Source organism: Blastocatellia bacterium (assembly GCA_016713405.1).
In the GTDB taxonomy this organism is placed as follows: Bacteria; Acidobacteriota; Blastocatellia; order Chloracidobacteriales; family JADJPF01; genus JADJPF01.
Genome location: JADJPF010000020.1, coordinates 215,983 through 237,537 on the forward strand (window position 1 = coordinate 215,983; position 21,555 = coordinate 237,537).

A 21,555-nucleotide genomic window follows, 5' to 3' on the forward strand; every position below is an offset into this window, starting at 1 on the left:
CTAAATAAACCTGCTAAAAATTTGTTGAAAATTTCCTTGAAATAGGCTGTTTTACCATTCAAAAATTGGGTTTGGATAAACAAAATTAGTAAAAGTAACTGTAGTGCTAATATCTAATGCACGTACATAGTGCCACCATCCATTAGGCAAAAATAGTACTTGTCCAGGGTTTAATATTCCTGTAATTACTGTAGCTTTTTGAAATAGCGGAAATCGTTCAAAATTAGGATTTTCACAGTCAACTTGGCTAAATACTGTGCGGTGATTATAGACTAAGTGTGTTTGCTCTGGAGCAACAAGCTTAATAAGTTTACGACCCATTACTTGAGCCATAAAAATATTTTGTCTGTCATGATGAAGTGGAGTAATAGTTCCAGCCGGGCCAAGCCAGAAAAATAGCTCGCTAGCCTTATGATCTGGGCGCAAAAATTCTGGAAATATTTCAATATCATCTAAAAGGGCTTTCATCTTAGCATTTTCAATTACATGATTATTTGCTGTCATATAATAATCATTAGTTTCACCGCCTTGTAAAATCATATCAATATATTTACCAAAGCTAATTTTTTGTTTTAGGTAGTCGGAATTTTCTTCATAAATGGGATCACGATTGCGGCCCATTTGAATTTCTACTATTTCATCTCCAAATTTGGATTTTAAGTAATCCAACGTCCATAAATTTAGTGCAGGCCAATTTTTCATTAATCCATTAATTACTACAGGAATATTTTTAGAATAATAAAGCTCTAAAAATTCTTCTCTTGAAAGATTTTCTTCTACAAAAATTCGACCATAAGAGCGTGATAAAAGACCAAGGTTATTTTGTAAATCCATCAAAGCTTCATGTTTTCTTTGTTTTTCTGCTATTCGATAGGCGGCAGCAATATAAGGATGAGAGCTAGCTTTTGTTACTTCTGTTTCTACAAGTTCAAGCTCAAAGCCTTCATTAACTAAAGTGCCAATTAAGATTTCATCAGAAACTCCTTTAATTTTGTTTTCAGCAATCCATTGTTGCCACTCTTGGGACAAAATAGCTTTTTTCTTTCTTGGCATATTTTTAAGGAGTCCTTTTTGTTGATAGGTTTGTAAAGAATTATCAAATGAAGGGTTATATTAACTTGATGCTAAATTGTCAAGTTAATGGCTAAAAATAATTTTATAGATACAATAAACTACCTAAGATTATACTAGTAAATTTTTTATAAATTTGAAATTTGGTTACAGAGGCTTTATTTTTTAATAGCTTTAGCTAATAATAAGTTGCCTTTTATTTCTATTATCAACTACCCAAAAAATTTTTGTTAATCTTTCCTATTAGTCGTACTAACATTTATTAAAATAATTTATTTTTAGGATAAATTCATAAGGAGATTTTTATAATGAAAAAAGATGGTAAAAGTTTAACAACAGCTTTACAAACAACAAATAAAACAGTTGTTAAACGTAGGGAATTTCTTGCCCAAGTAGGAGGGATAGCAATAACAACTACAATAGCAGCTAGCAACGGAATATCGCTTAGTACAGAAGTTAAGGCTAGTACAATAGAAACAAATAATATTATTAATCCACAGATTGCTATAGGCCCGGTGACAGGTAAAGCAAGAATAGATAAAGCATTTAAGATCCGTAAAACAGCAGCAAAATTAGCAAGAAAAGCTCCTATTCCTGCTCTTACTGATAATGGAGATGATGATAGATATCCTAATAGAATAGCTAGTTATACTAAGGCATTACCACATAATGATTTAGGGGAGGTTGATACTACTGCTTATACTACGTACTTAAAAGCTCTTAACACAGGTAAGGCAGATGATTTTAATGCTATTGCAATGGGAGGAACTCTTAGATTAGAAAACCCTCAAGGGGGCCAAGCCTTTTTGTTACAAGGGCTTGATCCTTCACAAGTTATCTTGCCACCAGCACCAAAATTTGATAGCGCGGAAGAAGCGGCTGAAATGGTAGAACTTTATTGGATGGCATTGACTAGAGATATTCCTTTTTCTCGTTATGATACAGATCCAACAATTGCTGCTGCTTGTGATGAGCTTTCCCAGTTGTCTGATTTTCGTGGGCCAAAACTCAGCGGACGAGTTACGCCACAAACAATTTTTAGAGGAACATCGCTTGGTGATATTACTGGGCCATATATTTCCCAATTTTTGCTTAGACCTTTTCAATATGGAGCATTTCCTTTTACTCAAAGATTTCGTATAGGTATGCCAGGTGTAGACCATATGGTTAAGTATGAAGATTGGCTATCGGTACAAAATGGTAGAGTTGTAACTAGAGATGTGTTTGATCCAACTCCTAGACTTATTTTTAGCGGTCGTGCTATAGGCGAAACAATACATAATGATCCGCTTTATCAACTACCCTATCATGCTGCTTTAATTTCTTTATCTTTAGGTGCAGCACGCGATAAAGCAAATCCTTACTTAAACTTAAAAACTACACAGCCATTTGTTACTTTTGGAGGGCCGTTTCTTTTTGCATTGATTGCAGATGCTTGTATTCGAGCTTTAACTTCAGTTTGGTATAACAAATGGTATGTTCACCGTCGCCTTAGACCAGAAGAATTTGGTGGACGTGTTCATAATATGATCACTGGAAAAGCAAACTATCCTATCAATCCAGAAGTTCTTAACTCCCGAGCAGTAGCAGACACTTTTTCTAAGTATGGAACTTATTTACTACCACAAGCTTTTCCTGAAGGCTGTCCAACTCATCCTGCTTATGGTGCAGGGCATGCTGCCTTTGGTGCTGCTGGCGTTACAGTTGTAAAAGCCTTTTTTGATGAGGATTTTGTTATCCCTAACCCTGTAATGCCTAATGATGATGGTACAACACTAGTTCCATTTGTTGGCCCACCTTTAACATTAGGTGGAGAACTAGATAAATTAGCCAGTAATATTGGAGTATGTAGAAATACTGCTGGAGTACATTGGCGTACAGATGCAAATACAGTAATAGGTGAAAGTATTGCTATAGGTATTTTATCTGAGCTTAGACAAAGTGGTTGTTTCTTAGAAGATTTTGGAGGCTTTAGCTTAACTAAATTTGATGGAACTAAAATCACTATCTAAGAAAAATTTTATTAAACTGTCTTCATTTGTCTAAAATTTAAGGAGAGGACGTTTTGAGAAACAAAATTTTCTCTCCTTATTTTTTTCTAGTAGCAAATCCGACATAAATAAATCCCAGAAACGAACAATTTTAACATTAAAAAGAGCTAAATCATTTTTGCTAATCTATTGTAAAATAAATAGTTAGCAAATAGGATTTTGTTGGCATAGAATTTGGTATAACTCTATATTGCTTTTGGTTATTAACCTAGCAGTGGAGTAACAAGAGATAATGGAAATCTTTTTACAAGACTTACGTTATGCCGTGAGGATGTTAACAAAAAATCCTGGCTTTACCTTTGTTGCTATAATGGCTTTGGCAATTGGGATTGGGGCCAATAGCGCGATTTTTAGCGTTATTAACACAGTACTGCTTAAGGAGTTACCTTATAAAGATCCTAATGAACTAGTAATGGTTTGGGAAACTAGTTCTACTATGGAAGAACAAAGACGTTCTGTATCTTTTCCTAATTTCCTGGACTGGCGAGAAAACAATCAAGTATTTGAGCATTTATCATCATTTCGTTATTCTAGTCGTAATCGTACTGATAGCACTAAAGTTACCCGAATCAATGTTGTTAGAGCTTACTATGATATATTTGAACTATTTAAGATTAATCCAAAACTAGGAAAAACTTTTTCTCTTGAACATTCCAAACAACAAACGGCTGATGTTGCTATTTTAAGTTACAAATATTGGGTAGAGAACTTTGATAGCGATGAAACAATTATAGGAAAAACAATCTTTCTTGATAAACAACCCCTTACTATTATTGGGGTCTTGCCATCTGACTTTAAATTTCCACTACGCTTTGACAGTCCTGATATTTGGCTCCCATTAATTGACGATTTAGAAGATAAAGAAAGAGATAATTATTATTTATTTGTCATAGGTAGACTAAAAAAAGGTATTAGCCTCTCAAAAGCGCAATTAAATTTAGAAACAATTGCTAAGGAACTAGAAAAAAAATACCCTGAAACTAATTTTGAACAAGGGGTAAATATCATAGAATTACGTGAACATATGGTGGGAAAAGTGCGGCCAGCACTTTATGCCCTGTTTGGTGCTGTAGTTTTAGTATTATTAATTGCTTGTGCTAATGTAGCTAATCTTTTATTAGCTAGAGCGGTTACTAGAGAAAAGGAAATTGCTGTACGTATTGCTTTAGGAGCTAGTCGTCTTAGATTAATTCGTCAGTTTTTAACAGAAAGTCTTTTACTAGCGGCTTTAGGTGGGCTTTTAGGCTTGATTTTAGCAATGTGGGGCGTAGACGCATTGCTATCGCTTAACCAAAATATTTCCAGACTAGGTAATTTTTCTTTAGATTTTAGAGTCTTAAGTTTTACCTTTATTATTTCTGTTATTACAGGAATAGTTTTTGGTTTAATTCCAGCTTTACAAACTTCTAATCCAAACTTAAATATTTCACTAAAAGAGGTTAGAACTAGTTCTATTAGCCCAAATCGCCAAAGAGTTAGAAATATTTTTGTTGTTTCAGAAATTGCTCTAGCTCTAGCTCTATTAATAAGTTCTGGATTAATGATTAAAAGTTTTTGGCAACTTCAAAGACTAGACCTTGGATTTGAAAGTAGCAATATTTTAACAGCTAAATTTTCTTTACCTTCTTCAATGGCTGAATTTGATGAAGCTAATAAAAAGACATCATTTTTCCAACAAGTTTTAGAAGAAATTAATAATCTTCCTCAAGTAGAAAAAGCTGCTTTGACTTCCCCTCTACCCTTAGCAATGGCAGGGGTTTCTTTATCTTTAGTAATTGAAAAGCGACCCCCTAAATTACTTAGTCAAGCTCCTTTAATTGCATGGCATATTGTTAGTGAAAATTATTTTGAAACCTTAAAAATTCCAATGGTTTTAGGTAGAGAATTTAATAGTCAAGACAATGAAAAATCTAGCAAAGTAGTAATAATTAATCAGGCACTTGCAAATAAGTTTTTTCCTAATGAAAACCCAATAGGTGAATGGGTGACAATAGGTCTTTATAATACTAAATGCCAAATTATTGGAGTAGCAAGCAATAGTAGAAACCAAATATTTTCCGATCATATAAAACCAGAGTTTTATACCCCTTATCTGCAAACGCCATGGAATGAAATGGCTCTAGTAATACGCACTAAAACAGATCCTAAAGATTTAATTGCTACAATTCATAAGCGTGTTCATACAATAGATAGAAATATCCCTATTTTTAATGTTAAAACAATAGATGAAATGCTTTCAGATATGATTTTTGAGCCACGGTTTAACACTTTGCTTTTAACTTTATTTGCCTTTGTTGCCCTAATATTAGCCTCTATTGGTATTTATAGCGTAATGTCTTATTCGGTTGGTCAAAGAACTCATGAAATAGGGGTACGTCTAGCTTTAGGAGCGCAAAAACAAGATATTGTTAAACTAGTCATTACTCAAGGAATTTTACTAGCCATTATTGGGATTTTATCAGGTCTTACAATTGCTTATGGGTTAACTCGATTTTTATCAGGTCTACTTTTTGGAGTTAGTTCTACAGATTTACTTACTTTTTTTAGTGTAACTGTATTTTTACTATTGGTGGTAATCCTAGCCTGCTATATCCCTGCTCGTCGGGCTATGCGTGTAGATCCAATAACAGCTTTAAGACGTGAATAATTGCTAAAGCTAGTTAAATCAACTAAATATCAATAACCTTAACCTACCTTTTAATTCCTTTATAATTAACGGATTACGCTTAATATATACCGTATTATTAATTATATGTTAATTAATTTGACACTAATAAAAGTTATTTTACAGTAGTATAACCAGTTGTAAAATAAACTTGTTAGAGCAAATAATATTTATGGTGTATACTAGCTATACGTTTAATCTAAAAAATTTAATTCTTAGTTATTTAAGTTTAGGACAAATTATTAATAAGCTGCCTGGATAGTAAGTAGTGTATATTGAATAAGTTAGGAATTTATTAATTTATCTTTAATCAATAATTTAACTTAATAAATTATATTTGGAATAATATTTGCGTAGATTTGTAAAAGAGTAGTCATAGCAAATTGCAAATTAGAAACCTATAACCTAAAACTTAGAGGAGTAAAATAAAAATGCGAAGATATTTATATTTAACAATGTTTTTCTTTGGATTATTTGTAGCAGTATTTTCAATAAATAGTAATCAATCACAAGCAGCGAAAAAAACGTTCAATAAGGGAAGCCAACAAGAATTAAATTTAGCTAAAGATATAAGTTATCAATACTTAGCAAAATATACAGAAAATTATGGAATAGATAGTACAAAAGATTTAAGAGTAAGTAATGTGGTAGTAGATGATTTATCAATGGCACATACAAAAATGCAACAAACTTACAAGGGAGTGCCAGTATTTGGTGGAGAAACAATAGTACACTTAAATTCAGATGGTTCATTATTTAACATAACAGATTCATTAGTATCCAAAATAAATATTAATACAGAAGCAAAATTAACAGAAGCAGATGCTTTAGCAAAAGCATATGAAGCATTTGGATGTGGTGATTGTTTAACAGCCCAGCCAAAAGTAGATATGTTTGTTTTAAGACATAAAAAGAAAGATCATTTAGTTTACAGAGTACAACTAGAGCGAATTGATGGAAGTAGCGAAACAGCAATGCCAGTATATTTTATTGATGCTCAAACAGGTAAGAAAGTATGGGAATACAATAACTTACAAACAGCAAGTGCAACTGTTACTGGTACATCTACTTATTATGGAACATTAAGTTTAACTGGTTTCCAAAGTGGTACTACTTTTTATCTAGAAGATGTTGGCCGTAAAGTTGGTACTTTTAATTTTAACAATACTACTTCTAGCGTTTCTCGTGCTTCTGACACAGATGGCAACTTTAATGCTACAAACCAAAGAGCTATGATGGATGCTCAATATGGTATTGCTGCAACCTATGATTACTTTAAGAATGTACACGGTCGTAATGGTATTGATGGTGCAGGTGGCCCAGCCTTTTACACTTCTATTGATGGAACTACCGGTTTGATTTCCGCTAGAGTTCACTACAGCACAAATTACAACAACGCATTTTGGAACGGCCAAAATATGACTTTTGGTGATGGTAATGGTTCAACATTTAGTGCATTAACAACGATTGATATATGCGGACACGAATTAACACACGGAGTAACAGAACGTACAGCAGGATTGGTTTATTCAAATGAATCAGGAGCATTGAATGAATCAATGTCAGATGTTTTTGGTGTAATGGTAGATAGGTCAGTAAGAGGAGAAAGTGCAAACACTTGGAAGATAGGTGAAGAATGCTTTACACCAGCAAACGGAACAAATGATGCACTGCGTTATATGGATAATCCACACTTAGCAGGAAATGGTGGATTTACAAGTGATGACGACCCAGACCACTATTCAGAAAGATATACAGGAACAGCAGACAATGGTGGAGTACATATTAACTCAGGCATACCAAACAATGTATTTTATCTAGTAGCCAAAGGTGGAACACACCATAGAGGCGGCTCAATGACAGGAATAGGAGCAGATAAAGCGGCAGCAATTTGGTATAGAGCATTAACATCATTTATGACCTCAAGTACCAACTTTGCAGGAGCAAGAACAGCAACCTTGAATGCAGCAACAGCACTTTATGGAACAGGAAGCACAGAATATAATGCAGTATGTAGTGCTTGGGCATTATGCGGAGTAGGAACAAGCTGTACAACTCCACCACCACCACCACCACCAACCGGCGGGGGCGAATTATTAGTTAATGGTGGATTTGAAACAAGTTTAACACCTTGGGTAGGAAGTGGAACAGGAGCATTATATATTGCAAATGGTAGCTCACCACACTCAGGAACAGGATATGCTTATTTTGGAAATGCAAACAGCAGAACAGGACAAACATATCAACAAATAACAATTCCAAGTGGAACATCTCCAACATTAAGCTTCTACTTGAATGTAACATCAGCAGAAACAACAACAACAACACAGTATGATAGATTGTTTGTTGAAGTTCGTAACAGTGCTGGAACTTTACTTAGTACACTAGGAACATTTAGCAACCTAAACAAGACTGCTGCTTCTACTAGTTACACACAAAGAAGCTTTAGTTTAGCTAGCTTTGCTGGTCAAACAGTTCGTATTCAATTCCGTGTTAGCACAGATAGAAGTTCTATCACTACCTTCCGTGTTGATACTGCTTCTGTTAAATAAGTATTTTTAAGCGTAGTTTATCTATATTAATAAAAGGCTAGGGTAATTGCTCTAGCCTTTTAATTTTATTGGATTTTTTAATTTAATGTATATCCTGTATACATCTATTAATTTAAGTTTTTTACAAAACCCTAGTATGTATCTTCAGCATATTTACTGCTAATAAAATAACTACTACAAATAAATTTATAATACCTTATAAGACATTTGTTTAGAAATAGTTATAACATTTATAATATCATTCAATTTAATATATCAAAATCAAATAGGTTTATATAGCAATCCATTGTCAAGTTACTTGACAGTAGTAATTTTTGTTTACACTCTTATAACTATAAGACAAACAATAAGTTATGGCTATAAAGTTATCTACTATATAGTTAGTATACAGAATATTTTATATAATTTTTTCTTATAGCTATATTTGGGGAATTTGTAAAATATTTGCAGCTAATTTCCAGTCAGAGTAACTTATTGATACTAAAGAGATTTAGCTAAAAACATTTATTAAAAATACAAATCAATATGGATTATAAAATTTTATTTGGCATAAGCTTTGCCATTATCTAAAACACAAATCAAATTAAAGTCCATAACCTGCCATAAAGCATCGAGGAGCGAAATAAAAATGCGAAGATATTTATATTTAACAATGTTTTTCTTTGGATTATTTGTAGCAGTATTTTCAATAAATAGTAATCAATCACAAGCAGCGAAAAAAACGTTCAATAAGGGAAGCCAACAAGAATTAAATTTAGCTAAAGATATAAGTTATCAATACTTAGCAAAATATACAGAAAATTATGGAATAGATAGTACAAAAGATTTAAGAGTAAGTAATGTAGTGGTAGATGATTTATCAATGGCACATACAAAAATGCAACAAACCTACAAGGGAGTGCCAGTATTTGGTGGAGAAACAATAGTACACTTAAATTCAGATGGTTCATTATTTAACATAACAGATTCATTAGTATCCAAAATAAATATTAATACAGAAGCAAAATTAACAGAAGCAGATGCTTTAGCAAAAGCATATGAAGCATTTGGATGTGGTGATTGTTTAACAGCCCAGCCAAAAGTAGATATGTTTGTTTTAAGACATAAAAAGAAAGATCATTTAGTTTACAGAGTACAACTAGAGCGAATTGATGGAAGTAGCGAAACAGCAATGCCAGTATATTTTATTGATGCTCAAACAGGTAAGAAAGTATGGGAATACAATAACTTACAAACAGCAAGTGCAACTGTTACTGGTACATCTACTTATTATGGAACATTAAGTTTAACTGGTTTCCAAAGTGGTACTACTTTTTATCTAGAAGATGTTGGTCGTAAAGTTGGTACTTTTAATTATAATAATACTACTTCTAGTGTTTCTCGTGCTTCTGACACAGATGGTAATTTTAATGCTACAAACCAAAGAGCTATGATGGATGCTCAATATGGTACTGCCGCAACTTATGATTACTTTAAGAATGTACACGGTCGTAATGGTATTGATGGTGCAGGTGGCCCAGCCTTTTACACTTCCATTGATGGTGCAACAGGTTTGATTTCTTCAAGAGTTCACTACAGCACAAATTACAACAACGCATTTTGGAACGGCCAAAATATGACTTTTGGTGATGGCGATGGTTCAACATTTAGTGCATTAACAACCATTGATATTTGTGGACACGAATTAACACACGGAGTAACAGAACGCACAGCAGGATTGGTTTATTCAAATGAATCAGGAGCATTGAATGAATCAATGTCAGACGTTTTTGGTGTAATGGTAGATAGATCAGTAAGAGGAGAAAGTGCAAACACTTGGAAGATAGGTGAAGAATGCTTTACACCAGCAAACGGAACAAATGATGCACTGCGTTATATGGATAATCCACACTTAGCAGGAAATGGTGGATTTACAAGTGATGACGACCCAGACCACTATTCAGAAAGATATACAGGAACAGCAGACAATGGTGGAGTACATATTAACTCAGGCATACCAAACAATGTATTTTATCTAGTAGCCAAAGGTGGAACACACCATAGAGGCGGCTCAATGACAGGAATAGGAGCAGATAAAGCGGCAGCAATTTGGTATAGAGCATTAACATCATTTATGACCTCAAGTACCAACTTTGCAGGAGCAAGAACAGCAACCTTGAATGCAGCAACAGCACTTTATGGAACAGGAAGCACAGAATATAATGCAGTATGTAGTGCTTGGGCATTATGCGGAGTAGGAACAAGCTGTACAACTCCACCACCACCACCACCACCAACCGGCGGGGGCGAATTATTAGTTAACGGTGGATTTGAAACAAGTTTAACACCTTGGGTAGGAAGTGGAACAGGAGCATTATATATTGCAAATGGAGCTTCTCCACACTCAGGAACAGGATATGCTTATTTTGGAAATGCAAACAGCAGAACAGGACAAACATATCAACAAATAACAATTCCAAGTGGAACATCTCCAACATTAAGCTTCTACTTGAATGTAACATCAGCAGAAACAACAACAACAACACAGTATGATAGATTGTTTGTTGAAGTTCGTAACAGTGCTGGAACTTTACTTAGTACACTAGGAACATTTAGCAACCTAAACAAGACTGCTGCTTCTACTAGTTACACACAAAGAAGCTTTAGTTTAGCTAGTTTTGCTGGTCAAACAGTTCGTATTCAATTCCGTGTTAGCACAGATAGTAGTGCTATTACTACCTTCCGTGTTGATACTGCTTCTGTTAAATAAGATAGAAGTTTCTAATTTGCTAATTAATATAGTAAAAGCCAGAGTAATAACTCTGGCTTTTTTTGTTGTTTTTATATTATCCTATCCGGGAAAATTTTCTTCTCACTTCATAATTATTTGCTATGGAAAATAACACAGAAACAAAATTATCAACCACTTCAGCAGGACAAAACCGTTTAGTAAAAATTAAAGATGTTTTAGTTACTGAACAAGATAATAATCAATGCTCAATTAGAGTAGATTTATCTTGGCAGGATAAAGAGTTTTTTAGCGAGCGTTCTGGCCCAAATGAACCTGACTATAAAATAATGTTGGCTGCTCTTTGTACTTTAGACGTATTGCATAAACTTACTGAAGACAAAGTAAAAATGGAACTGCTTTTTATTGAACGCCAGCAATTAGAAAAAGTAAACCGTGAAATAATAATGGTACTAATTGATATTACAACAGATGAAATCTCTTGTGCTGCAACAGGTGCTTGCCAAGTAAGAACTAATCCTATAGAAACTTCTGTTCGCTCTGTGCTAGATGCAACTAATAGAATGGTTGAGCTAAGCTTAAATTAGTTATTTTCCTTAGAAATTAAAAGTAAAAGTATTTGAAACTACACCATTTATAGTAATTATTATTTGATTAGCTCCTTTCTGCAAATTGAGTTTCTTTTTATTTCCTTTCAAAATAATTTGATTGTCACTTTGCCCCATAATTTGTTTAGAAATATCTTTATTATTAATATTTACCTTTGCTCCAAAAACGCTAAAACCTACACCTGCAATTGTTAAATTAGGTTTTTGGAAATTTACAGTATTAATTATTACTGTTTTTGGCATAGATATAGCTCTAGCAATACTTTTTACTGCTCTAACACGCCCATTTTGCAAATCAGCAATTAATAAATTTCCAAGCCTGTCTATTGCAACACTAAAAGGTAGATTAAGACTTGCCCTAGTCGCCAACATTCCATCCCCACTAAAACCCATCATTCCATTACCAACAACACTATTAATTAGACCTGTTTGAGCATTTATTTGACGAATAGAATTATTAAAAGCTTCTGCAATAAATAAATCGCTACCACCATCAATAGCTGTGTCTAATGGGAAGTTTAGTCCAGCCGCTTGAGCCTGACCACCATTGCCAGGTAAACAGTCATTGTCAACCAAAGGATCACACCCTTTACCAGCAATTTTAGTAATAATACCTGTGCTAGCATCAATTCTGCGTACTAAATTATCAAGCGCGTCCGTGATATAAAGATTGTTAGAACCGTCAACACTTATGCTAATAGGAAAGTTAATTCCAGCCTTTGTAGCTAAAGAGCCGTCCCCATTTGAATTGCTGCTACCATTACCGCCAATTGTTGTAATGATTCTTGTTGCTACGTTTACTTTGCGAATACGGTTATTAAAAGAATCGGCAATTAAAATATTTCCATCTATGTCTACAGCTACTCCATTAGGAAAACTAAGTTTTGCTTGTGTAGCCTGTCCACCATCTCCGCTAAAACCCTCTTCACCATTACCAGCAATAGTAGTAATAATGCCATTTCTATCAATTTGTCGGACTCTATTAGCATCTCCATCAGCAATAAAAATATTGCCTTGTTTATCAACAGCAATGTCCAAAGGTGAAAGTTTAGCTTTTGTCGCTGCTGCACCATCTCCTAGTGGACAATCAATTTCAGGACAACCAGCAATACTAGTAACAATACCCGTATTAAAATCAACCTTGCGGACTTGACTAGTCAAACGGTCTGCAATCAACAAATTTCCATCATTATCCAAGGCTATTTCTACAGGCATAAACACTGCACTAGTGGCAACTGATCCATCACCATCAAAATTAGCCTTTCCATTGCCAGCAATTGTTGTAATTAAACCAGTTTTAGCATCAACTCTACGAATTCGATTATTATCTTGATCAGCAATAAATAGGTTGCCAAATCCATCAGCAATAGCTTCTGTTGGTCTTACAGTGCTATTAATTGCTGGAATATTGTCTGTAGTTGCGCTGTCTTGACCATTTCCAGCTACAGTGCTAATCATTCCAGTATTTATATCAATCTTACGCACTCTGCTATTATCTGTATCACTAATAAAAATATTACCTAGGCTATCCATAGTAGCAAAACTAGGAAAATTTAGGCTTGCCCTAGTTGCTAAAATATTATCGCCGTTATAATCAGCATCTCCTGTACCAGCAATGCTAGCAATATTACCTGTACTGCTATCAACTTTTCGGATCCGATTATTAAATGAATCAGCAATTAGTAAATTATTTTTGTCATCCAGGAAAATGCCTATAGGAAAACTAAGTGAGGCTTGGAGGGCTGGCCCACTGTCGCCGCTAAAATCAGATCTACCATTACCTACTACAGTAGTAATTATGTTAGTTACTCTATCAACTCTTCGGATTCGGTTATTACCTGAATCAGCAATAAAAATATTGCCCTGTTTATCAATCGCAACGCTTGTTGGCGTGTCCAAAGAAGCATTGCTTGCGACTCCATTATCTCCATCAAATGCAGCAACTCCATTACCAGCAATAGTAGTAATAATATTAGTACTAGCATCTATTTTACGGACACGATTATTGCTAGTGTCAGCAATAAAAATATTGCCATTTATATCAATTGCCACGCTTTGAGGGGAGTTTAAGCTTGCTATGGTTGCTAACATTCCATCGCCGCTAAAGTCTGATCGACCACTACCAGCAATTGTTGTAACAACTCCAGTGTTTACATCAACTTTGCGGATGCGATTATTCAAATCATCAGCAATAATCATATTGCCAACATCATCTAAAGCTATGCTTAACGCGCTTAATGCTACTTCAGAACTAACTGCTTGACCACCATCACCAAGATAAGCAAGTCCGCCAGCAATAGTAGTAATTTCACCTGTAGCAAGTTCAGTTAGTGGTTTAGGTAAAATGGTAAATCGTTTTTGATCCATTCCTCCGCGAGTTTGGACAGTTAGAGTGCGATCTCCAGCAGATTGTTGACTTGCAACACGAATACGAATACGTCGAGCAGTTTCAACAGTTAAATCTGTAATTAGCTGATCTCCCAGCACAACTTGGGTGTCAGGAGCAAAATTACTACCTGTTATGATTATTTCTTCGCCGCCTTCTATTCGCGCTTGAGTGCGGCTTAAATTATCTATTTTTTGGTGCGCCAATGGTGACAACTTTAACAGCTTCATCTTCGCTAACCGCATTGTTATCAAGTACAAAAGCGCGTGTCGCTTGAACTACTACACTAGTTGCTTGTCCAAAACTAATGCCAGGTTGAGCCAAAGAAATCATTTGACGTTGTGATTGATTTACAGGGTTAGTAATAACTTTAACTCCTGTTTGATCAACAACATAAATATTTCCCATAGTATCTAAGCTAATTGATTGAAGGTTATTAAAGGTAAATTCATTATCTACAAGAGGATTTATTGAAGTATTTGCAATCGGGCCAATGGTTTTAACTTCACCAGTAAAACTAACAGAGCGAATTACATTATTTCCAGCATCGGCAACAAAGATAACTTCGCTTGTACTACTAGCAAAAATGAAGTTTTTGCAGGATTAACCGACACGCTTACAGGACGGTTAAAAAGAGCCTGACGACCTTGACCATCGGCTTTTCCAGCATTGCCAGGACTACCAGCTAGCAGGCGGACTTCTTGTTTACCAAAATCAGCTAAATAAATTGCATTATTTCCTGTGTCAGCAATTACAAGATTTCCTCCATTAGCTAGCGCGATACCTTGAGGATTTCTAAAAACTGCTTGAGAAAAAGTAGTTATATCATTTGACATTGTTCCTATTGAGCCATTACCTAAGACAGAGACTACATTATTACTAAAATCTACTTTTCTAATGCTATTATTTAGCGTGTCGGCAATGTAAATACCGCCTTGAGGACGATTATCTACAGCCACACCTAGCGGGCCAGCAAATTGGGCTTGTGTCCTTTGCCCATCGAGCTTTCCACGCGTTCCTGATTGTCCAGCAAAAACAGTTATATCAGCATTGCTATTATCTTTTTTTAAGATTACATGGTTATTTGGATCGCTAATATAAATTGAACCATCTGAGCCTACTTTTGTATCACCTGGAACTTTTCGCCCCTTTGCTTTGTTGACTCTTGCCACAGCAACAAAGTTTGACACTGTTCCCATAGGGCTTTGAACCGTAATAGTTGCATAACCTTGCTGTAAGCCCCTTACCATACCTGTTTGATCAACAGTTGCAATTTCTGGGCTGTCAGATTCAAAACGTAGGTTTTGAGTAACTGGACTATTATTATTATCTAATACAGTTAACTTAAGCTGACTAGCTTCATTAACAACAGGGTTAGGATCATTATTTGGCCCAACTAACTTTATAGAAGCTTGTTGAAATGCAAAATTAAACTTTTTATGTGATTTGTTAGAGAATAGATAAGTATTTTGTGGAACAAGCAAACAAATTATTGTTAGGCAAGAGAAAAGCAATAAAATTCGGCTCATGGTGAGATCCTCAAGATAAATAAAATTATCTAAGTAATAAGTGGGGTAATAAATTAACAAGTAAAAATTTTTCTTGTTAAAATCTTTTCTAATGTATTTATGCTGGTTTATTCTCTCTTTTCTTTAGGATTTATGCAATGTTTTTGAGTTTGTAGCTATTTATCACACTTGGCAAAAAAAAAATCTTAATGTAACCTCAGTAATAGAAAATTACCTGATTTTGGATAAAAACAAATGAGTAGTTTAGTTAAAGATATAAATAAAAATGCTATTTATTCAAATTAGCAAAGAAATAAAAGATTGGGCAAAAAGAATCACAATACTTTAAATTTTAATAGGATAAAATTGTGCCAAAAAATGACCCAGATGATTATTTAAACTTACATTCAACTAAACAAACAGACGACTTTGCTTTAGGTGAGTCAAATGCTGATGAGTTGACAGAAGGCAAAAATACTTTGCCTAATGCAGTTTATATTGTTCCTATAGTTGCGGGATTTGCAATGCTAGTTTTTTAGCTCTATCAATTTTGTTTTTAGAGTCTGGGACGAAACGCCTGGCACAAGCAACGAAGCGCAAAGTATTCGAGTAAAAGAAGATAATCAACCTATTGTTGGTAAACAAAAAACTATTAAAACTTCAGTTGAAAATAAAATAAATACACCTTCTCCAATACCCTCATCAATCAATAACCCAATTAGCAACCCAACACCTTTAGCTAAAACAGAAATAAGCAGTAATTCACCTATTGCAACAATACTTGAAAGTGCTTTGCCAGCAGTTGGAATGGTACTAGTAAAAACTTCTGCAAATAAAATAAGTTCTGGCTCTGGATTTATGATTACAAATGATGGGCTATTTGTTACTAATTGTCATGTTATTGAAGATTGGCAAGAAATAGCAGTTAAGCTTAATAATAGTGAAAAGATTTATCTTGTTGATGCTATTAATTGTGATACAAAAAAGGACTTAGCCATTTTACGTTTTCGAGAAACAGGAAATTATCCTATTTTAGATTTAGAGGAAAATTTTACTGCTAGTTTAGGTGATGATGTGGTTATTTTAGGCTATCCATTAGGCACTAAACTTGGTGTAGAAGTTACTTTATCTACAGGAATTATAAGCAGCACTCGAAATATTTCTAATGTTAGTATGGTACAAACCAATGCAGCAATAAATCATGGAAATTCTGGTGGGCCAATGATTTCACGTCGTAGCGGTAAGGTTATAGGCATAGTTACTGCTAAAGTAAGAGATAGTGAATCCATTGGGCTAGCAATTAATATTAATGAACTTAAATCCATAGTTAGTAAATAATATGCTTTCAATTGCCCCAGATTATTTTGACCGGCTAGGCTTGCCGCGAAACCTTTCTGAAAAGGAACTAGAAAAATTACTTGCTCAACAAGAAGCACGTTGTCAAGTGTTACTAAAAATTCCTGTTAAACGCACTCAAGCAGCACAAAAACTAGAGCTAATTAAAATTGTAAAAGGCTTACTTAATGCTGCTCCGGTTGTAGATGATACTTTTGACACTCTAAATATTGACCAAACAGAACTAAAAACACCTGATAGCTTTCCTAAAAAAGCCACACCAAAAGTAAACACGGAACTAATTTTTGAAACCTATAAAATTACTGATGAAGGCGAAATAGGCAAACTTCGGTCGCTGATTAATCAATGGGCTGTAAGTATTCCTCATCATGAATATTTAACCTTTGGAACAGATATTGAGGTTTTAGCGGTTGAAGAACGACCTATTTATTTAATAGATATTAGATATTTATTAGAAAATAGAGAAGTTATAGCAAAACAAAAACCTTATTTTGGTGAGGCATTACCAGTAAATCAGGCTATAAAAGCTGATCACGTTGCAGTTTGGCAAGTAAAAGTTGCTGCTCCTGCTACTTATCAATCAAACACTTTAGAGCAAGAAATAACTGCGTCCCGTGAGCGCGTAGATTGCCCAGGTTGTCAACGACAGGGCGAAATGTGGTGTTTAGCCTGCCGTAGTTCAGGACAAGTTGCTTGTAAAGAATGTCAGGGGAAATACCAGTTTAATTGCCTTATTTGTGATGGAAAAGGGCAAATTACCCAAGGTCAACGACTTGTAGATTGTGGTCAATGTCGCGGTGTAGGGATTGCTATTTGTGGATATTGTCGAGAAGTTCTAGCCATTTGTTCAACTTGCCAAGGTAAGCGTCAAGTTGTTTGTAAAGAATGTAGCGGCAAAGGTGAACTCTTAAATTTTCTTAACCTCAAAATTAGCTATCAATTACAATCTGCCCAAACAAATGTTTTTCCACCAAATTTTCCTGATTTTATACAAAAAAACTTTTCTCCAACCGAAGAAAACATCTTTGTCTTTCGTCAAGAAGGCGAACAATTTGTTAACGCCAAACCTATAAATGAGATTAACCACTTAGACCTACGCAATTCAATTTTAGACTTAGCAACTAAATATTTAGTGAAAAATAGCTCTGAACAAATTCACATTAGCAAGCATTCTATTTCTGTTCGTCGATGTCCAGCTATTTACTTAAGCTATAGTTTTGAAGAAAAAGAATATGAACTTTGGGTTATTGGGTCGGATAAAAAGATTTATTCTCGTACTAGTCCAATTTCTGAATATGATAAAAAGTTATCCCAGCTAGCAGCAGAACAGCTAGCAGCAAATTATTTTCTTAACGCTTTAGAGCTACTTTCAGATGCTTTTCGCCATACACCTAATTCTGCAAGTGCTTTAGTTGTAGTAAATAACAGTGTCAAAAATTACAGGAAAAATTAAAGACAAAGCATTTTATGAAATTATTGAAGCTGCAAGCCAAGCAGAGAAGTTTTTAGGTAAAGATTCTGGCAGTTAATTTTAGCCGCTTAAAACAACAAGCTACTTCAAATATGAGACGAGAATATGCTGTAGCCAGTGTTGGTTCAGGTTTGCTAATACTTTTATTTACTTATATTTTTATGGGAATAAATGGTCAAGTTTACGCTCGTACTTTGACCATGCAGATTAGTTTTCCTTTGGTTATTCTTGCAACTGCTCTAGCTTGGCTTTTGGCGACCTATCTTGCAACTCAAATGGCACGAACAGTTGTTGCTAGTTTAGTTAGTTTAGTCCTAATACTTCTTAGTAGTATATTTAGCTTAATAGAGCAAGATGATTATTTAGCTCGTCGTAAAGGGGAAATTACTGCTCGTTTTGGACAAGGTGATTATGAGTCGTCAAAAGCCGCAATTGAGCCTTTAGAGTCGCTAATTGCTATTTCTCCTAAAGATTGGCAGCTACAGTTAATGCTAGGGCGGGCCTATGTAAAAGCTACTTACTATGAAAAGGCTGTCCAGTGCTTAAATCTAGCTCTTAACTTAAATGCTAATAATGCTGAGATTTACAATGAATTAGGGTTAGCTTTATTAGGTAAAAATGAAAAAGAAGCAGCAATCAAAAATTTTCGTCAAGCTATAAACTTATCACAGCCTAAAATTTACCGGGAAGCTTATCAAAACTTAGCTGGTGCTTTAGATATGGCTTATATTGACGGTGCAACATTAACAATGGGACGTAGTGATAATGTTCTAGATTCGCCTGTCCATAGCGTTATTGTAGAAGGTTTTTTAATGGATAAATTTGAGGTGACTAATCAAGATTACTTAGAATTTATTAAAGATACTAAGCATATTGCTCCAAGCATTTGGACTAGCGACAGCCCAAAGACAGAAAAATGCCTGTAACAGGTATAAGCTTAATGGATGCAAAAGCTTTTGCTGAATGGAAAGCTAAAAAAACAGGTTTTGCTTATCGACTTCCTAAAGAAGCAGAATGGGAGCTAGCTGCACGAGGAGCAAAGGGAAGAAATTTCCCTTGGGGCGATGAGTGGAAAGCTAATTTAGCTAATGTTAAGGCAGCAGAAGGACGACTAGCTAATGTTGGAAGTTTTACACAAGGAAATAGCCCTGAAGGTGTAGCTGATTTGTTAGGCAATGTTGCAGAATGGATAGATGAGCCGCTAAAAGTTTACCCAAATGGCAAAGCTGTTATTACTGCTGAACTTTGGGTTGTTCGAGGAGGAGCTTATGATAGTCTTCCTACGCAAGTACATGGAGCTAGTCGAAGTGGAGCAGTAGCAGAAAAGCAGGATTATCCAAATATAGGTTTTCGATGTGTAATTAGTGCTAGCGAAATTAAATAACTACAAAAAACAAGTCCTTGGAATTGGTTAATCTCCAATTCCAAGGACTTAACAAGAGGCACTATGAACAATAAACCTTATCAGAGGAAAACTAAAACATTAGCAGTACTACAGTTTAATAATACCTAGTTACTAAAACAGGACATTTGGCCGCACGTAAGATTTTATCTGTAGTTGTACCAAATAAATATTCTTTCTTAGAGTCCCTACCATAATGCGCCAATACAAACTAAATCCACTTTCTTTCTTCTATATGATCTAACAATTCTTGGTAGGCTCTCCTTCAGCAACAAAACGAGTAATTTTTAACTCTTTGTCTGTCTCTGGAATTAATTGCTCCATATGATTCATACTTTGATGTACAGGATTACCAAAAACAGGAGAACCAGTAGAAATATTTTTAGGTAAAGTATGTAGTAAATCTATTGATGAGCCATAAGTTTTTGCAAATTCTAAAGCATAAGAAAAAGCTTGTTTAGAATATTTAGAGAAATCACATCCTACTAAAATGCGTGAAAGCTCTACTTTGCCAGTTTCATCATTAACCCAGGATTTTTCATTTGGATGAATTACCAATATAGGACAGGGAGCAACTTTACAAACTATTTCGGTTGTAGAACCAAGCAGGGCGGCTGCTAATGGGCGACGGCGTGAGAGCATAACAATTAAATCTATTTCTTGTTCTATTGCAGTTGAAACAATTTTATTAGCTGGATCTCCTTGGCTAACAATTACTTCCCAATCTGGAATTGGAACATCTGAAGGACTTAAATAAGCAGCTAGAGATTTAGTAAAATTAGTTTCTACATCAATATAAGCAGCGTCATTTGTTTCATCAAATTTTTCTATAGAGTAAAAACAAAAGAGTTTGGCACTGTATGAACGTGCTAGTAATAAAGCATAGTCTAAAGCTTGATCAGATTCGGGAGTAAGTGAGCTAGCACATAAAATGCGTTTAATGCTGGCTTTGGGTAGTGATATTGATGGATAAGTTTGCGATTTTGTTGTTGACATAATTTCTTTTCGCTCTTTGGCGACCCCCTTTCATCGGCTTTGAATAACTGCTTACGCAATAGGTGTTCCAAGATAAAAATTGCTTGGAAAGATTATAAAAAGAAATAATTTAGAAAGAACAAATTAAGATAAACAAAATATAATTTCTTTATTATAAATGAGTTAGTAATTGTATGATTTTCTATCCATCCATTAAAATTAATTAAGTTTAATGCTATTAAATGTGATTTTTTTCCCATAGCTTTGAGTAATTTTTCAATAATTAATCTATCGAATTTTTATAAATTGTTTTATTATCAAAAAAGTGTTGCTGGAAATATTAATTACGTTTGGAGTATAAAGTATGAAAACTATAATACATAAAATCTATGCAGTAATATTAATAGGTATTATTCTTTGTTACTGTTCAGCAACAATTTATGGACAAAAGCCTCAAGAAGAACCTAGTGATGCCCAAAAAACCTTGCAAGAAATGGGTATTGAATATACAAGAAGTGCTTTTCAAAAGGCTGTATATACGGGGGATATAGATGTAGTTCGATTATTTGTTAATACCAAATTAGATTTTGTTGATGAGATGAGCAAAAAAGAAATGATTCTCGAAAATACTTTCTCATCAGTAAGTAGAGGACAAGTTGCTATTTTAGGGCTTCTTTTAGATTTATTTCCCATAGATGTTTTTTTTAGAACGAGAAATTGAGAAAGATTTAATAAAAGCTGCTTTATCATCAAATAATACAACAATGGTAAATTTATTATTA

Annotated in this window: 17 protein-coding genes; 11 read left to right on the top strand and 6 right to left on the bottom strand. The window is 34.5% G+C overall.

Features of this window, described 5'->3' with window-relative positions; all coding sequences use genetic code 11:
• Positions 1–51: 51 nt before the first annotated feature.
• On the bottom strand, positions 52–1,053 hold the full coding sequence (locus IPK14_19305) for a cupin-like domain-containing protein (GenBank protein MBK7995444.1): 1,002 nt from the start codon (positions 1,051–1,053) through the stop codon (positions 52–54).
• Between the two features lie 506 nt (positions 1,054–1,559).
• Between IPK14_19305 and IPK14_19310 the strand changes: the two genes are divergently transcribed.
• The 5 genes from IPK14_19310 (at position 1,560) to IPK14_19330 (ending at position 11,654) form a co-directional block, all read left to right on the top strand.
• Complete coding sequence (locus tag IPK14_19310) at positions 1,560–3,083, top strand: phosphoesterase (protein MBK7995445.1); 1,524 nt, start codon at positions 1,560–1,562, stop codon at positions 3,081–3,083.
• A 271-nt stretch (positions 3,084–3,354) separates the two neighbouring features.
• The gene (locus IPK14_19315) at positions 3,355–5,769 is read left to right on the top strand and encodes an ABC transporter permease (GenBank protein MBK7995446.1); all 2,415 of its coding nucleotides are present in this window, start codon (positions 3,355–3,357) and stop codon (positions 5,767–5,769) included.
• A 449-nt stretch (positions 5,770–6,218) separates the two neighbouring features.
• Positions 6,219–8,339 (top strand): peptidase M4 family protein, encoded by a 2,121-nt coding sequence (locus tag IPK14_19320; protein ID MBK7995447.1) that lies wholly within the window; start codon positions 6,219–6,221, stop codon positions 8,337–8,339.
• Between the two features lie 628 nt (positions 8,340–8,967).
• Positions 8,968–11,088 carry a peptidase M4 family protein gene (locus IPK14_19325; protein ID MBK7995448.1) on the top strand — a complete coding sequence of 707 codons (2,121 nt, stop codon included), beginning with the start codon at positions 8,968–8,970 and terminating at the stop codon, positions 11,086–11,088.
• A 122-nt stretch (positions 11,089–11,210) separates the two neighbouring features.
• The gene (locus IPK14_19330) at positions 11,211–11,654 is read left to right on the top strand and encodes a hypothetical protein (protein ID MBK7995449.1); all 444 of its coding nucleotides are present in this window, start codon (positions 11,211–11,213) and stop codon (positions 11,652–11,654) included.
• Positions 11,655–11,663: 9 nt separating this feature from the next.
• Here IPK14_19330 and IPK14_19335 read toward each other — a convergent pair whose 3' ends face one another.
• From IPK14_19335 to IPK14_19345, 3 genes are all read right to left on the bottom strand, one after another.
• Positions 11,664–14,267: an SMP-30/gluconolactonase/LRE family protein gene (locus IPK14_19335; GenBank protein MBK7995450.1), complete on the bottom strand. Its 2,604-nt coding sequence runs from the start codon at positions 14,265–14,267 to the stop codon at positions 11,664–11,666.
• Positions 14,245–14,469 carry a hypothetical protein gene (locus tag IPK14_19340; GenBank protein MBK7995451.1) on the bottom strand — a complete coding sequence of 75 codons (225 nt, stop codon included), beginning with the start codon at positions 14,467–14,469 and terminating at the stop codon, positions 14,245–14,247. Before IPK14_19340 ends, IPK14_19335 begins: the two co-directional genes overlap by 23 nt.
• Positions 14,470–14,591: 122 nt before the next feature.
• A complete protein-coding gene (locus IPK14_19345) occupies positions 14,592–15,590 on the bottom strand; it encodes an Ig-like domain-containing protein (GenBank protein ID MBK7995452.1) in 999 nt (332 codons plus the stop codon).
• Between the two features lie 347 nt (positions 15,591–15,937).
• On the opposite strand from IPK14_19345, the gene IPK14_19350 reads away from it, so the two are divergent.
• From IPK14_19350 to IPK14_19370, 5 genes are all read left to right on the top strand, one after another.
• On the top strand, positions 15,938–16,108 hold the full coding sequence (locus IPK14_19350; GenBank protein MBK7995453.1) for a hypothetical protein: 171 nt from the start codon (positions 15,938–15,940) through the stop codon (positions 16,106–16,108).
• 268 nt (positions 16,109–16,376) lie between these two features.
• Positions 16,377–16,907 carry a trypsin-like peptidase domain-containing protein gene (locus IPK14_19355; GenBank protein ID MBK7995454.1) on the top strand — a complete coding sequence of 177 codons (531 nt, stop codon included), beginning with the start codon at positions 16,377–16,379 and terminating at the stop codon, positions 16,905–16,907.
• Between the two features lies 1 nt (position 16,908).
• Positions 16,909–18,378, top strand: coding sequence for a hypothetical protein (locus tag IPK14_19360; GenBank protein ID MBK7995455.1), 1,470 nt, complete (start codon positions 16,909–16,911; stop codon positions 18,376–18,378).
• Between the two features lie 110 nt (positions 18,379–18,488).
• Positions 18,489–19,322 carry a tetratricopeptide repeat protein gene (locus tag IPK14_19365; GenBank protein MBK7995456.1) on the top strand — a complete coding sequence of 278 codons (834 nt, stop codon included), beginning with the start codon at positions 18,489–18,491 and terminating at the stop codon, positions 19,320–19,322.
• Positions 19,313–19,780, top strand: a complete 468-nt coding sequence (locus IPK14_19370) for an SUMF1/EgtB/PvdO family nonheme iron enzyme (GenBank protein MBK7995457.1) — start codon at positions 19,313–19,315, stop codon at positions 19,778–19,780. The genes IPK14_19365 and IPK14_19370 overlap by 10 nt, the downstream gene beginning before the upstream one ends.
• A 115-nt stretch (positions 19,781–19,895) precedes the next feature.
• On the opposite strand, the gene IPK14_19375 is transcribed toward IPK14_19370, so the two are convergent.
• Both IPK14_19375 and IPK14_19380 read right to left on the bottom strand, forming a co-directional pair.
• Positions 19,896–20,003 carry a universal stress protein gene (locus IPK14_19375; GenBank protein MBK7995458.1) on the bottom strand — a complete coding sequence of 36 codons (108 nt, stop codon included), beginning with the start codon at positions 20,001–20,003 and terminating at the stop codon, positions 19,896–19,898.
• A gap of 35 nt (positions 20,004–20,038) precedes the next feature.
• Positions 20,039–20,794, bottom strand: coding sequence for a universal stress protein (locus IPK14_19380; GenBank protein MBK7995459.1), 756 nt, complete (start codon positions 20,792–20,794; stop codon positions 20,039–20,041).
• Between the two features lie 343 nt (positions 20,795–21,137).
• Here IPK14_19380 and IPK14_19385 point away from each other — a divergent pair, with 343 nt between their 5' ends.
• A complete protein-coding gene (locus IPK14_19385; GenBank protein MBK7995460.1) occupies positions 21,138–21,494 on the top strand; it encodes a hypothetical protein in 357 nt (118 codons plus the stop codon).
• Positions 21,495–21,555 lie beyond the last annotated feature (61 nt).

What these genes read in the sequence shown, in the direction of transcription:
- IPK14_19305 (MBK7995444.1), bottom strand. Translation starts at nt 1,053, where the DNA reads ATGCCAAGAAAGAAAAAAGCTATTTTGTCCCAAGAGTGGCAACAATGG.
- IPK14_19315 (MBK7995446.1), top strand. Translation starts at nt 3,355, where the DNA reads ATGGAAATCTTTTTACAAGACTTACGTTATGCCGTGAGGATGTTAACA.
- IPK14_19320 (MBK7995447.1), top strand. Translation starts at nt 6,219, where the DNA reads ATGCGAAGATATTTATATTTAACAATGTTTTTCTTTGGATTATTTGTA.
- IPK14_19325 (MBK7995448.1), top strand. Translation starts at nt 8,968, where the DNA reads ATGCGAAGATATTTATATTTAACAATGTTTTTCTTTGGATTATTTGTA.
- IPK14_19330 (MBK7995449.1), top strand. Translation starts at nt 11,211, where the DNA reads ATGGAAAATAACACAGAAACAAAATTATCAACCACTTCAGCAGGACAA.
- IPK14_19340 (MBK7995451.1), bottom strand. Translation starts at nt 14,469, where the DNA reads ATGGGAAATATTTATGTTGTTGATCAAACAGGAGTTAAAGTTATTACT.
- IPK14_19345 (MBK7995452.1), bottom strand. Translation starts at nt 15,590, where the DNA reads ATGAGCCGAATTTTATTGCTTTTCTCTTGCCTAACAATAATTTGTTTG.
- IPK14_19355 (MBK7995454.1), top strand. Translation starts at nt 16,377, where the DNA reads ATGGTACTAGTAAAAACTTCTGCAAATAAAATAAGTTCTGGCTCTGGA.
- IPK14_19360 (MBK7995455.1), top strand. Translation starts at nt 16,909, where the DNA reads ATGCTTTCAATTGCCCCAGATTATTTTGACCGGCTAGGCTTGCCGCGA.
- IPK14_19365 (MBK7995456.1), top strand. Translation starts at nt 18,489, where the DNA reads ATGAGACGAGAATATGCTGTAGCCAGTGTTGGTTCAGGTTTGCTAATA.
- IPK14_19370 (MBK7995457.1), top strand. Translation starts at nt 19,313, where the DNA reads ATGCCTGTAACAGGTATAAGCTTAATGGATGCAAAAGCTTTTGCTGAA.
- IPK14_19380 (MBK7995459.1), bottom strand. Translation starts at nt 20,794, where the DNA reads ATGTCAACAACAAAATCGCAAACTTATCCATCAATATCACTACCCAAA.
- IPK14_19385 (MBK7995460.1), top strand. Translation starts at nt 21,138, where the DNA reads ATGAAAACTATAATACATAAAATCTATGCAGTAATATTAATAGGTATT.